Source organism: Rhodococcus sp. MS13, from assembly GCF_013277835.1.
In the GTDB taxonomy this organism is placed as follows: domain Bacteria; phylum Actinomycetota; class Actinomycetes; order Mycobacteriales; family Mycobacteriaceae; genus Rhodococcus_F; species Rhodococcus_F erythropolis.
Genome location: NZ_VBTL01000013.1, coordinates 455,226 through 467,831 on the forward strand (window position 1 = coordinate 455,226; position 12,606 = coordinate 467,831).

Genomic DNA, 12,606 nt, shown 5'->3' on the forward strand with positions numbered 1-12,606 from the left:
TGCACAAGCCCGGACCAGAGACTATCCCGACCGGGGCAACGTGACGGGGCACACCCCGAGGGTCGGTGAGTCGGCCCCACGTAGGCTGAACACTCATGACGAGCATGTGGGGCGCACCGTTGCGCACTCGATGGCGGGGATCACGCCGAGGCGACAGCGATCAGGCCAAGTTCTTGACGGTCGATTCCCTCAAATGGGTTCTGGCGAACAAGGCGTACACACCCTGGTATCTGGTGCGGTACTACCGTCTCGCCAAGTTCAAGATGGCCAACCCGCACGTGATCCTGCGTGGCATGGTGTTCCTCGGCAAGAACGTCGAAATCCATTCGACCCCCGACCTGTCCCGCCTCGAGATCGGGCGCTGGGTACACATCGGCGACGGCAACGCGATCCGTTGCCACGAAGGTTCGCTGCGCATCGGCGACAAGGTCGTCTTCGGCAAGGACAACGTCGTCAACACCTACCTCGACATCGAAATCGGTGCGTCGACGCTCGTAGCCGACTGGTGCTACATCTGCGACTTCGACCACCGCATGGACGACATCAACACACCGATCAAGGACCAGGGCATCGTCAAGGGCCCCGTCCGTATCGGCCCGGACACCTGGGTGGCAGCGAAGGTCACCGTGCTGCGAAATACCCGCGTCGGACGCGGTTGTGTGCTCGGTGCGCACGCCGTCGTCAAGGGAGACATCCCGGATTTCAGCATCGCGGTCGGCTCGCCTGCGAAGGCGGTCAAGAACCGCAAGTCCGATTGGGAAGCCGGCGCTGCCGATCGTGCGAAGTACATCGCGGCGCTCGAGGACATCGCACGCAAGAAGGCTGCTGCGGACGCTGCCGACGCGTCGTAGCTCACTTTTTGGCAGAACCAGCGATTACTTTCGACGCCGCCACCGGTCTGTATCGGTATCGGCGCCGAAAGTCTGCGCCGGTGAAAGGAGTGCCGACATGAGCGAACAGACACCCGAATGGGTCGTGGCGCAGCGCCGCGAACTGGCGGGGTTTCTCGAAGGCCTGAGCGCGGAGCAGTGGAACGCGCCGACCCTGTGCGACGGGTGGCGGGTCCGCGAAGTGATCGCGCACATCACCATGCCCTACCGATACTCGGCGCCGCGATTCGTCGTGGAAATGGTCAAGTCACGCGGAAACTTCAACAAGATGTCGAATCGGCGAGCGCTCGCCGACGCGTCGGAAGTCGGTGAGCAACAACTGCTTGCCTCGCTTCGCGACAACGTCGCACACCCGTGGAAGCCGCCGGGCGGTGGCTTCGAGGGCGCACTCTCACACGACGTGATTCACGGTCAGGACATTCGCGTGGCACTCGGCGACGACTACGTGGTGCCCGAAGACCGGCTCACTCGTGTGCTCAGCGGACTCTCGCCCAAAACCGTGAAGTATTTCGGCACTGACCTCGACGGCGCTCGGTTGCGCGCCGACGACCGAGACTGGACGTACGGCGCCGGCGCCGAGGTTCACGGAGCGGCGCAGGACTTGTTGCTGGTGTTGTGTGGCCGGATGTTGCCACCAGGCCATCTGCTCGGGGATGCGAGTTCTCGCTTCACCGCGCCCCTCCCGACCCGCTGAGGTCAGCGCTTCAGCGACCAGGGAGCGGCCGCTCGGGAATCTGCGGCCGCGCCAACGGCTGCCGTACCCGACGCTTTGCGCCCGCGTAGACGTGAGCAGTCTCCTCGGCGACCTGATGCCAGTCGAAGTCCGACGTCAGGCGTGCCCGGGCGGCCACTGCCCGTTCCTGCGCCCCGGCGGGATCGTCGAGAACTTCGCGGACCGCCGAGGTGAGCCCGGCGATGTCACCCGGTTGGAACGACATCCCGGTCACCCCGTCGACTACCGCTTCGCCCAGTCCGCCTGCGGTGGACGTGATCAGCGGAGTGCCGGCTGCCGCCGCTTCGAGGGCGATGATCCCGAACGGCTCGTAGCGCGACGGCAGGACGATGGCGTCCGCTCCGTGCAGCCAGCTGAGCAGTTCCGTGTGATCGAGGTTGCCGAGAAAGTCCACTGCCCGCGCCACGCGATGTGTGCGCGCCTGTTGGTAGAGCCAGGTGAACTGGGTGCCTTCGCCCGCGATCGCGAGGGTCGTGCCGGGGTGGCTACGACGAATTCGGGGGAGTGCCGCGATAGCGTCCTGCACACCCTTCTCGTATTCCAGGCGGCCGACGAAGAGGAGTTTCGGCGGCCCTGACCGCGGTCCACGTTCGCGAAAGTTCCACGTGGTCACGTCGATTCCGTTGCGGATGACAGTGATCGGCGGCAGCGTCGGACCGTAGAGTTCGGTCACTTCTTCCTGCATGGACGCCGAACAGGTTATGAGAGAGTCGGATTCGTTTGCCAGCCACCACTCGACCGAGTGGACCTGGCGGTTGATGCGTCCGGAGATCCAACCGCTGTGGCGACCCGCCTCGGTGGCGTGAAGCGTGGAAACCAGTGGGACGTCATAGAATTCAGCCAAGGCGATCGCAGGATGTGCGACCAGCCAGTCGTGTGCGTGCACGACGTCCGGTTGCCAGCCCTCGCCCACTCCTGGCTTGTGCAGCGCCATCCCGGCACGGACCATCGCGTGACCCATCGCGAGGGTCCACGCGAGCATGTCCTCGCCGAAGACGAAGTGTGCCGGGTCCTCGGCCACTGCGACGACAAGGACGCCTTCGGAGATGTGCGTGACCGTCGGGTGCGTCGACGCATCGGTGCCGGAGGGGCGGCGCGAGAGAACCACGACCTCGTGGCCTGCAGCCGCAAGCTCGGTGGCGAGATGGTGGACGTGTCGGCCGAGGCCGCCGACAACGACCGGTGGGTACTCCCACGAGACGATGAGAATCTTCACGACGCGCTCCCGTTCACCAGTTCTGTGTCAGGCAGACGGCGAGCATCCAGCCCCGGGAACAATCCGTCGGCGTGATTCCAGCCTTCGGCCAGCCGCTCGGCCACGGCATCGCGGCCGGAAACGAGCGCTTCGGAGATTTCCCTGGTCGCGTGGGCGTGCTTGTGTGCGCGTTCGCGGGCGTACCCCGCGGCCGAATCCTTGCTCACCATGAATGCCCAATCGCTCGAAACTGTCATCAGTGTCTCGCGAAGGACCTGATCGTTGACCCGGTTTCGCAGTTCCGGTCGGCCGGGTGCGTTGTCGCGGCCGCGAGACTTGTCCACGGTGGTGAGGGCGGTATCGACCACCTCGGAGTTCAGTTGCACGAGGTCGGACACCTGATCGCCGGCCCATACGCGCCAGTCCTTGCCCGATCCCCAGGACGAATCCTCGAGCTGAACGGGTTCGCCCACGTATCCCGATGCCTTGGCGTCGGCGAGGGTGCCGACGCGAATTCCGGCTTCCGGAAGCGCGCGCAGGAGCTTCTCGAGCCACTGCGGGCCTTCGTGCCACCAGTGCCCGAACAGTTCGGTGTCGAATGCTGCGACCACGAGGGCGTCGCGGCCGATGCGGGTGGATTCACTGCGCAGACGCGCCCGAACGGTTTCGACGAAGTCGGCGACATGCTTGTCGACGGCGGCGGCGGCGAGTTCGGGGTCGTACGGCAACTTGTCGGCGGAGTCGACGGTCCGTCCGGTGACCCGCGACGGCTTGAGGCCCGTCTCGTGGTCGTAGGTGTGGAAGTCGCGGTAAGCAGCGTGACCCGGATATCCGGATTTCGGGGACCAGACGCGGTAGCTGACCTGCAGGTCGCGGCCGAAGGCAACCACGTCGGATTCTCGAACCGGGCGACCGAGGGACGTGTCGCCGCGCAAGGCGGGACCGTCGACCATGAAGTGGGTGACGCCCGCTTCGGCGTACCCGCGCTCCATGCCCGGGGTGTACCCGCACTCGGGCCCCCAGATCCCGGTCGGAGTGTGGTTCCACCGGGCATGCGCGTCGGCGAGGCCTTCGCGGAGGGAGAACGCACGCAAGCGAGGGTCGAGCAGCGGTTGGAACGGGTGGGCCAGCGGCCCGCCGAGAAGCTCGAAGGCCTCGCGGTCGATGAGGTCGCGGAACACGGGTGAGGCGCCGTGCTGCCAATGAGTCTCGAAATCTTCGAGAGCCGCTGCGGACGCTCGGTGTTCGCGCGCTCCGAGTTCGCGGTGCGCTGCGTCCGGCATGCCGGCGGCCTCGTGTGCACGGATCTGCCAGTTGCCGAGCCAGTGATGCATACCGGCGAGGCAGTGGGGATCGTCCAACTGGGCCGCGAGCACCGGCGTGATTCCCAGCGTCAGCAGGTGCGATCGGCCCTCGTCGGCCAGGCGTCGTAGCGCGGCGGCGAGCGGAATGTACGACGCAGCCCAGGACTGGTAGATCCATTCCTCGCCGACGGGCCATCTGCCGTGGTTGGCGAGCCACGGCAGATGGGAGTGCAGAACCAGGGCGAACATCCCCGGTTCGGTGACGGGTGTTGCGTTACTCACTCGCCGGATTCCTTCACGGCAGTTTCTTTCACGGCGATAGCGACGAGGTCGAGGCTGTCGTCGATGTCGGGTTCGCTGATGCTGAAGTCGTCGACGGTGATGCCCTCGACGTCGCGGGTGAGATCTTCGGGCCAGGGCTCACCGGCCAACGCGCGGTCGATCTGCGCGTTGATGAACGATCCGCCGTGCTTGGCGTCGAGTTCCTTCAGGCGTGAACCGTGGTGGACGCCGGTCATCAACTGAACGCGGAATCCGGCGTCTTCGAGCAATTCGGTCATTTCGGCGGCGTTGAGCTCACGAGTGTGGAAAGGGTTGAGCGGCGTGTCGCGGCCGGGGGAGAACGTGATCCGGTTGGGGGTACTGATCAGAAGTTCACCGCCGGGAGCGAGAACTCGGAAGCACTCGCGCAGGAACTGCCCCTGATCCCACAGGTGCTCGATAACCTGGAAATTGACGACGACGTCAACCGAGTTGTCGGCCAGTGGAAGCTCGGCGAGGTTGCCGTGGAGCATCTCGACGCGGGGGTAGCGCGCGCGGACGTGTTCGACCGCGGAGATGTCGTAGTCGAGGCCGGTAACCTTCGTTGCGACGTCCGCAATCATGTTGGCGCCGTAGCCTTCTCCGGATCCGGCCTCGAGGACTCGGCGGTCCGTGCAGCGCTCAAGAAGTGCGCGGTACACCACTTCGTGGCGTCGGAACCAGTAGTTCTCCTCGGGGATTCCTGGCACGGTTCGTTCGCCCGTCAAGGGTAGGGGTGCGTCCTCGTGGTTGCTGACACTCGTTTCACTCACCCGTGCGAGATTAGTGCCATCCGAGTAGAACGTGTTCGCCGTGGTCCAGATCACTGCTGTCAATTCCTGTTCGTGCCGTTATGGTGGACGAGGTTCCACGTTAAGTTACCCACCGGTAACTTAACGTGGGGTAATCTAACGCACAGCCGACGTGAACCGAGAAATTCGCCCGTGGGGAGACCTGTCGGACTCTCTTTTCGGACGCTCGGACTGCGCGAGCACCACAGACGATTTATCAGGTGAATTACACACAGGAGGTCGACGAAGACCCATGACGAATATCGTTGTTTTGATCAAGCAGGTCCCCGACACATGGTCCGAGCGCAAGCTGACCGACGGCGACTACACGCTTGACCGTGAAGCCGCCGACGCAGTCCTCGACGAGATCAACGAGCGCTCCGTCGAAGAAGCACTCCTCATCAAGGAAGCTCAGGGCGGTGAGGTAACGGTGCTGTCCGCAGGTCCCGACCGCGCCACCGACGCTATCCGCAAGGCTCTGTCGATGGGCGCCGACAAGGCCGTCCACATCAACGACCCGGCACTGCACGGCTCCGACGCGATCCAGACCGCATGGACGCTCGCTGCTGCTCTCGGACAGATCACCTTCGAGAACGACGAGCCTGCCGACCTGATCATCGCCGGCAACGAGGCCACCGACGGCCGCGTCGGCGCTGTTCCGGCCATCATCGCCGAGTACCTGGGCATCCCGCAGCTCACGCAGCTGCGCAAGGTCGTCGTCGCCGACGGCAAGATCACCGGTGAGCGCGAGACCGACGAGGGCGTCTTCGGCCTCGAGGCTTCGCTGCCCGCGATCGTCTCGGTCACCGAGAAGATCAACGAGCCGCGCTTCCCGTCCTTCAAGGGCATCATGGCCGCGAAGAAGAAGGAAGTTCTCGTTTACACGCTGGCCGACCTCGGAGTCGACCCGGAGACCGTCGGAGTTGCCAACGCCGGCACCACCGTGACGTCCTCCACCCCGAAGCCCCCCCGTACCGCTGGTGAGCGCATCGCCGACGAGGGAGACGGTGGCACCAAGATTGCCGCTTACCTCGTCAGCAACAAGGTCATCTGATCGCGCCCTTCTAGACATCCAGCAGAAGAACTCAGGGAGAGTTAAGTCATGGCAGAAGTACTTGTGCTCGTAGAGCACGCAGAGGGTGCGCTGAAGAAGGTCAGCACCGAACTCATCACCGCTGCACGCGCACTCGGTGAGCCGTCGGCAGTTGTCGCCGGCCCCGCGGGCACCGCAGCAAAGCTCGCCGACGCTCTGGCAGCAGCCGGAGCCGAGAAGATCTACGTCGCCGAGTCCGACGACATCGACGGCTACCTCGTCACCCCCAAGGTCGACGTTCTCGCCGCTCTGGTCGAGTCCACCAGCCCGGCAGCAGTCATCACCGCAGCCGGCACCGAGGGCAAAGAGGTTGCCGGTCGTCTGGCCGCACGTCTGGGCTCCGGACTGCTGACCGACGTCATCGAGATCAAGGCTGACGGCACCGGCGTCCACTCCATCTTCGGTGGCGCGTTCACCGTCGAAGCCAAGGCCAACGGCGACGTTCCCGTCTACTCGGTTCGTCCGGGTGCAGTCGAGGCTGCTCCGCAGGCCGGCGCAGGCGAGCAGATCACCGTCGAGGTTCCGGCTCAGGACGAGAGTGCCGTCAAGGTCACCTCGCGTGAGCCCATTGTCGGCGGCGACCGCCCCGAGCTCACCGAGGCGTCGGTTGTCGTCTCCGGTGGACGTGGCGTCGGCAGCGCGGACAAGTTCTCCGTCGTCGAAGAGCTGGCCGATTCCCTCGGTGCTGCAGTCGGTGCTTCGCGTGCCGCTGTGGACTCGGGTTACTACCCCGGACAGTTCCAGGTCGGTCAGACCGGTAAGACGGTCTCCCCGCAGCTGTACATCGCGCTCGGCATTTCCGGTGCCATCCAGCACCGCGCCGGCATGCAGACGTCCAAGACCATCGTCGCGGTCAACAAGGACGAAGAGGCACCCATCTTCGAGATCGCCGACTTCGGCATCGTGGGCGACCTGTTCAACGTCGCACCGCAGCTCACCGAAGCTGTGAAGTCCCACAAGGGCTAAAAAGCACAAACTGCTGTGCGCCTTTATCAACCCCCCGCGGTTGATAAAGGCGCACAGTGCTTTATTCACCCGGCCTGCATCGGCATGTCACTTCGTCGATACCGAGACGCCGTTCGCGCTCGATAAACCTTGCGCATGACAACTACGTCAGTCCTTCGCTCCGCGAGTGACAATCTCGGCCGTGAGGTCGCCCAGCCGAGATATTCCCTGATCGTCTCCTCCGACCGCGAGCATCGTGTCGCAGCGCAGCGCCTTCGATACCGAGTGTTCGCCTCCGAGCCAGGCTTCTCCCTCCCGGCCTCGGCCGGGGTCTTCGAACTCGACGCCGACGGCTTCGACGAATTCTGTGATCATCTACTCGTTCGCGACAACATCACCGAGGAGTACGTCGGCTGCTACCGAATGCTGCCGCCGGATTCCGCTGCGGCGGCGGGTGGGTATTACACCGCAACCGAATTCGACATCTCCGCGCTCGATCCGGTGGCGAACAGGATCGTCGAAATGGGTCGCGCGTGCGTCGATCCCGCGCACCGCACCGGATCCGTCCTCAGCCTGATGTGGTCGGGCATTCTGCACTACCTCGAACTGACCGGATACGAGTGGGTGATGGGCTGCGTCTCCGTGCCCATCCTCCCGAGCCCCGATTCAATTGCCGGCGCCGATGTCCGCGGCGTCCGTGACTTCGTGATGAACAAACACGCCAGTCCGGGGTCGCGGCGGGTGACGCCACGAAACCCGGTGGTCCTCGGCGGTCTGACGCTCGACGAGATTGCCGCACCGGAACGCGTGACGATGCCGCCGTTGCTACGTGGCTACTTGCGGATGGGCGCGATGATCTGCGGGGAACCTGCTCACGATCCCGAGTTCGGTGTAGCCGATTTTGTTGCGCTGCAAGGCCTTCACTCCGCCAACAAGCGCTATCTGGAACGGCTGCGATCGGCGGCCGCCGCACACGAATCGGGGATCGGCTGATGACCGCGACGGTGCCGTACTGGGTGCCGACGAGCCCCTGCGGCGACGGGTGCCTACCTACGGACGCACCCGGTGTGTCGAGTATCACCGTGATGGCCCGCGGGGTCATGGTCGGCGCCGCACTGGTGACTGCGCCGGTGCTCTCGGCCGGCTGGCTGCTCCCGCGCACCTGGCGTACGGAGATGCAACGCGGATACTCGCGCGCGTTGCTGCGTTGTCTGGGAATGAAGCTCACGGTCGACGATCAGCGGTTGGGGCGCGCCGAACCGGCGGGCGTGATGGTTGTCGCCGGTCACGTGTCGTGGACCGACGTCCTCGTCGCGAGTGCCGTTGCCCCGGCCAACTTCGTCGCCCGTGCCGACCTGCTCGACTGGGCAGTGCTCGGTGGTCTCGCGCGCCGGATGCGCGTAGTGCCCATCGATCGCGCCCGACTGCGTGAACTTCCCGGAACCGTCGACGTCGTTCGCGAACGACTTCAGCGTGGTGTCCGCGTAATGGTGTTTCCCGAGGGAACGACCTGGTGCGGGCGGGCGTACGGAGGTTTTCGCCCGGCGATGTTCCAAGCTGCCGTCAACGCCGAATGCCCGGTTCAGCCGATGGCGATCCGCTACGAGAACGCCGACGGTTCCCTGTGCACCGGACCGTGCTTTGTCGGCACCGAAACTATCGGTCAGTCCATCCGTCGGATCCTGCGTCAGAAGAACGTCGAGGTGAAGGTCAGGCTGGCTCCGCTCGAGGAGGCAGGGGAGTGTCGAGTCGACCTCGCGCAGCGATGCGAGAGAGCCGTACGTGGCGTCGAAACCATCGATTTGGCAGCTCACGACATCTTCGACCCCGCACCGGAACTCGTGACACAAGCCGTGGGACAAATCGATACCTCCCCGGCAATGACCGCTTAGCCTGCTGAGCGAGGCTGGGCGAACTCTCGTGCTGGGCTATCCTTGTCAAGCCATGACTCTGCCTGCACCCAGTGCCCACGCCGGATTTCCGGTGTACCTCGATCATGCCGCCACGACTCCGATGTCGGCAGCCGCTATCGAGGCGATGACCGATACCTTCAAAACCGTGGGCAACGCGTCCTCGCTGCACGGTTCCGGCCGTGCGGCCCGGCGCCGCGTCGAGGAATCGCGCGAATCGATCGCCGCCAGCCTGGGTGCGCGGCCGTCGGAGGTCATCTTCACCTCCGGCGGAACCGAGAGCGACAATCTCGCGGTCAAGGGCATCTACTGGGCTCGCCGTGACGCTGATCCGCGACGCACTCGCATCCTGGCGAGCTCCGTCGAGCATCATGCGGTGCTCGACGCCGTCGAGTGGCTCGAGCAGCACGAGGGTGCGCGCGTGACGTGGTTGCCGGTCGACGAGAACGGTGTCGTCGACCCGCGGACCCTGCGCGACGAGCTTTCCGTCCACGCCGACGAGGTAGCACTCGTTACGGTGATGTGGGCCAACAACGAGGTCGGCTCCATCATGCCGATCGTGGAGTTGGCGGAGATTTCGGCTGAGTTCGAGATTCCGATGCACAGCGACGCGGTCCAGGCCGTTGCGCAATTGCCTGTCGATTTCGCGGCGAGCAAGTTGTCCGCGCTGAGCATCGCGGCGCACAAGTTCGGTGGTCCGCACGGCGTCGGCGCACTGCTGCTCGGACGCCAGGTTCCGTGTGTGCCGCTCCTTCACGGCGGCGGACACGAACGTGATCTGCGTTCGGGCACTCCGGATACTGCGGGCGTTGTCGGGATGGCTGCGGCGCTGCGCGCAAACGTCGAGAACTTCGATTCCAGCACAAGGGAATTGGCGCAGTTGCGTGACCGTTTGATCGACGGAGTCCTGGAGATTCTTCCCGAGTCGGTGCTCAACGGCCCGACCGGATCCGATCGGCTTCCCGGTAACGCGCACTTCACCTTCCCCGGCTGCGAGGGCGATTCGTTGCTGATGCTGCTCGACGCCGCCGGTATCGAATGTTCCACTGGTTCGGCGTGCACCGCCGGTGTGGCCAGAGCCAGCCATGTCTTGATCGCGATGGGCGTCGAATCGCCCGTCGCGCGTGGCTCACTGAGATTTTCGCTCGGACATACGTCGAGTGTCACCGATGTGGACGCGCTGATTGCTGCGCTTCCACAAGTAGTAGAGCGCGCTCGGGCCGCCGGTCTTGCCGGTGCCGGTTCGCGTGGAGGGGATCGCTGATGCGAGTACTCGCAGCCATGAGCGGAGGTGTCGACTCCGCTGTCGCCGCCGCCCGCGCTGTTGCCGCCGGACATGACGTCGTCGGCGTTCATCTTGCGCTGTCCACGGCGCCGGGTGCATTGCGGACGGGTTCGCGTGGATGCTGTTCGAAGGAAGATGCCGGCGACGCCAGGCGCGCTGCCGACGTCCTCGGAATACCCTTCTACGTCTGGGATTTCGCCGATCGCTTCAAGGAAGACGTGATCGACGACTTCGTGGCGTCGTACGCAGCGGGTGAGACCCCCAATCCGTGCCTGCGGTGCAACGAGAAGATCAAGTTCACCGCACTGGCCGACCGTGCGGTCGCTCTCGGCTTCGATGCCGTGGCGACCGGTCACTACGCGCGCCTCGAAGACGGCGTCCTGCGCCGGGCGGTCGACGCGGACAAGGACCAGTCGTATGTCCTCGGTGTGCTGACGGCCGATCAGCTTTCGCGAGCGATGTTCCCGATCGGTGACACACCGAAAGAACAGATCCGCGAGGAAGCCGCCGAGCGCGGTCTGGCTGTGGCGAACAAGCCTGACAGCCATGACATCTGCTTCATCCCGACCGGCGATACCCGAGCATTCCTGGGTGCACGCATCGGCGTTCGTCCCGGAAGCGTCGTCGACGCCGATTCGGGTGAGGTCCTCGCTGCACACGACGGCGTACACGGCTTCACGATCGGACAGCGCAAGGGCCTCGGCGTCGAAGGTCCCGCAGGTGACGGCCGTCCGCGGTACGTGACCGCGATCGAGCCCGAAACCGGAACGGTGCGAGTCGGTTCGGCCAAGAATCTCGACGTCTGGGCCATCTCGGCCCAGCGCGCGATCTGGACCTCGGGCCAGGCGCCGGAAGGCCCCGTCGAGTGCATGGTGCAGGTCCGTGCGCACGGCGGACTGGCGCAGGCCGTCGCCGAGGCCGTCGACGACGGTACTTCGGGCGGCGGCATCTCCATTTCGTTGCGCGAACCACTGACCGGCGTCGCGAAGGGCCAGGCCGTCGTGCTGTATCGCCCCGACAGCGAACTGGGCGACCAGGTTCTCGGCAGTGGCACCATCTCCGGCACCGAATCCGAGCCGAACACACTGTGACACAGCAGGTTTCCATCGGTGGCCTCGTCACCGGAATCGGATCCTGGCCGGGCACGGACGCCCGCGAAAGCGCCGCAACCATCCTTGGCGAACTAGGCGGTTTCCCACACCTGGTGGAGTTGCCGAGCCGCGGTCTCGGCGCTGACATGGTCGGCCGAGCAGGCGCCATTCTGGTCGACATCAACCTCGATGCCTCAACCCGCGCCTATCGCGTCGTGCCTCGGCGGGGCAACGTCGCAAAGCGAGCCGAGGACTTCCTGAATCAGGATCTCGACGCACTCGAGGAAGCCTGGGAATCGGCCCGTCTGGTCGGCGGAGACCACGTGATCAAGCTCCAAGCTGCCGGCCCGCTGACACTCGGCGCCGAGATCGAGGTTGCAAACGGTTCGCGAGTTCTCGTCGACCGTGGGGCACTCCGGGACATCGCCGAATCACTTGGTGAGGGGCTCGCGCGCCACGCCGCCGAGGTCACTCGTCGTACCGGTGCCCGAGTGGTGATCCAATTGGACGAGCCGCAGCTCGCGGCAGTGCTGGCCGGTTCACTACCCGGGCGCACCAAGATGGAGAGCGTTCCGGCTCTGCCGGAACCCGAGGCGCTCGCCGTTCTCGACTCGACGATCAGCGGTTGCGGACTGCCCACAATCGTCCACAGTTGCGGCGCCGACATGCCGTGGGATCTGCTGAGGCGAAGCCAGGCGTTCGGCGTGAGCTTCGACATGTCGCTCATCGGCTCACGTGATCTGGACGGCATCGGCCAGTTGTTCGACGCCGGCAAGGAATTGGCGCTCGGTCTGGTTCCTTCCGCCCCGCCGGAAAAGCCGGTGACGTGGAAAGAGTGCGCGATGCCGGCCGTCACCCTGATCGATCGTCTCGGCTTCTCGCGTGAACTCCTGCAGAACCAGGTCGCGGTAACCCCAAGCTGTGGTCTTGCGAGTGCGAGCCTCGAGTGGAGTCGAGCCGCCCTTCGGCTGTGCACAGACGTCGGCAAGGCATTGGTGGACGATCCGTCGGCGTTCTGATGTGTTGCGTTCTGACGTGGAGTCGTGTGGTGTGTCGGTGTGAACCGATA

At 65.0% G+C, this 12,606-nt stretch carries 12 protein-coding genes; 9 read left to right on the top strand and 3 right to left on the bottom strand.

The window, feature by feature from the left end; translation table 11 throughout:
- Positions 1 to 95 precede the first annotated feature (95 nt).
- Both FEZ59_RS27865 and FEZ59_RS27870 read left to right on the top strand, forming a co-directional pair.
- Positions 96 to 851 (top strand): acyltransferase, encoded by a 756-nt coding sequence (locus tag FEZ59_RS27865; protein WP_113682977.1) that lies wholly within the window; start codon positions 96 to 98, stop codon positions 849 to 851.
- A gap of 97 nt (positions 852 to 948) precedes the next feature.
- Positions 949 to 1,584, top strand: coding sequence for a maleylpyruvate isomerase family mycothiol-dependent enzyme (locus FEZ59_RS27870; protein WP_113682976.1), 636 nt, complete (start codon positions 949 to 951; stop codon positions 1,582 to 1,584).
- Between the two features lie 10 nt (positions 1,585 to 1,594).
- Here the strand turns inward: FEZ59_RS27870 and FEZ59_RS27875 are convergent, their stop codons facing one another.
- The 3 genes from FEZ59_RS27875 to FEZ59_RS27885 are packed head-to-tail and all read right to left on the bottom strand — an operon-like array spanning position 1,595 to position 5,195.
- Positions 1,595 to 2,839 carry a glycosyltransferase family 4 protein gene (locus FEZ59_RS27875; protein ID WP_020907242.1) on the bottom strand — a complete coding sequence of 415 codons (1,245 nt, stop codon included), beginning with the start codon at positions 2,837 to 2,839 and terminating at the stop codon, positions 1,595 to 1,597.
- The gene (locus FEZ59_RS27880) at positions 2,836 to 4,371 is read right to left on the bottom strand and encodes a glycoside hydrolase family 57 protein (protein WP_113682975.1); all 1,536 of its coding nucleotides are present in this window, start codon (positions 4,369 to 4,371) and stop codon (positions 2,836 to 2,838) included. The genes FEZ59_RS27875 and FEZ59_RS27880 overlap by 4 nt, the downstream gene beginning before the upstream one ends.
- Positions 4,372 to 4,400: 29 nt before the next feature.
- Positions 4,401 to 5,195, bottom strand: coding sequence for a class I SAM-dependent methyltransferase (locus FEZ59_RS27885; RefSeq protein WP_051119132.1), 795 nt, complete (start codon positions 5,193 to 5,195; stop codon positions 4,401 to 4,403).
- A gap of 271 nt (positions 5,196 to 5,466) precedes the next feature.
- On the opposite strand from FEZ59_RS27885, the gene FEZ59_RS27890 reads away from it, so the two are divergent.
- The 7 genes from FEZ59_RS27890 to FEZ59_RS27920 all read left to right on the top strand — a co-directional run bounded on the left by FEZ59_RS27890 (position 5,467) and on the right by FEZ59_RS27920 (position 12,556).
- Entirely contained in the window at positions 5,467 to 6,267 is an 801-nt protein-coding gene (locus FEZ59_RS27890) for an electron transfer flavoprotein subunit beta/FixA family protein (protein ID WP_019747906.1), read from the top strand.
- A gap of 48 nt (positions 6,268 to 6,315) precedes the next feature.
- Positions 6,316 to 7,272 (top strand): electron transfer flavoprotein subunit alpha/FixB family protein, encoded by a 957-nt coding sequence (locus FEZ59_RS27895; RefSeq protein ID WP_003944698.1) that lies wholly within the window; start codon positions 6,316 to 6,318, stop codon positions 7,270 to 7,272.
- Positions 7,273 to 7,407: 135 nt separating this feature from the next.
- A complete protein-coding gene (locus FEZ59_RS27900; protein WP_133728492.1) occupies positions 7,408 to 8,244 on the top strand; it encodes a GNAT family N-acyltransferase in 837 nt (278 codons plus the stop codon).
- Positions 8,244 to 9,143 (top strand): lysophospholipid acyltransferase family protein, encoded by a 900-nt coding sequence (locus FEZ59_RS27905; RefSeq protein WP_133728493.1) that lies wholly within the window; start codon positions 8,244 to 8,246, stop codon positions 9,141 to 9,143. The genes FEZ59_RS27900 and FEZ59_RS27905 overlap by 1 nt, the downstream gene beginning before the upstream one ends.
- 52 nt (positions 9,144 to 9,195) lie before the next feature.
- The gene (locus FEZ59_RS27910; RefSeq protein ID WP_020969296.1) at positions 9,196 to 10,425 is read left to right on the top strand and encodes a cysteine desulfurase family protein; all 1,230 of its coding nucleotides are present in this window, start codon (positions 9,196 to 9,198) and stop codon (positions 10,423 to 10,425) included.
- The gene (gene mnmA, locus FEZ59_RS27915) at positions 10,425 to 11,537 is read left to right on the top strand and encodes a tRNA 2-thiouridine(34) synthase MnmA (protein ID WP_003944736.1); all 1,113 of its coding nucleotides are present in this window, start codon (positions 10,425 to 10,427) and stop codon (positions 11,535 to 11,537) included. The genes FEZ59_RS27910 and mnmA overlap by 1 nt, the downstream gene beginning before the upstream one ends.
- Entirely contained in the window at positions 11,534 to 12,556 is a 1,023-nt protein-coding gene (locus FEZ59_RS27920; RefSeq protein ID WP_113682972.1) for a methionine synthase, read from the top strand. Before mnmA ends, FEZ59_RS27920 begins: the two co-directional genes overlap by 4 nt.
- The last annotated feature ends 50 nt before the right edge of the window (positions 12,557 to 12,606 follow it).

Coding starts and splice junctions, on each gene's coding strand:
- FEZ59_RS27865 (WP_113682977.1), top strand. CDS start 96: ATGACGAGCATGTGGGGCGCACCGTTGCGCACTCGATGGCGGGGATCA.
- FEZ59_RS27870 (WP_113682976.1), top strand. CDS start 949: ATGAGCGAACAGACACCCGAATGGGTCGTGGCGCAGCGCCGCGAACTG.
- FEZ59_RS27880 (WP_113682975.1), bottom strand. CDS start 4,371: ATGTTCGCCCTGGTTCTGCACTCCCATCTGCCGTGGCTCGCCAACCAC.
- FEZ59_RS27890 (WP_019747906.1), top strand. CDS start 5,467: ATGACGAATATCGTTGTTTTGATCAAGCAGGTCCCCGACACATGGTCC.
- FEZ59_RS27895 (WP_003944698.1), top strand. CDS start 6,316: ATGGCAGAAGTACTTGTGCTCGTAGAGCACGCAGAGGGTGCGCTGAAG.
- FEZ59_RS27900 (WP_133728492.1), top strand. CDS start 7,408: ATGACAACTACGTCAGTCCTTCGCTCCGCGAGTGACAATCTCGGCCGT.
- FEZ59_RS27905 (WP_133728493.1), top strand. CDS start 8,244: ATGACCGCGACGGTGCCGTACTGGGTGCCGACGAGCCCCTGCGGCGAC.
- FEZ59_RS27910 (WP_020969296.1), top strand. CDS start 9,196: ATGACTCTGCCTGCACCCAGTGCCCACGCCGGATTTCCGGTGTACCTC.
- mnmA (WP_003944736.1), top strand. CDS start 10,425: ATGCGAGTACTCGCAGCCATGAGCGGAGGTGTCGACTCCGCTGTCGCC.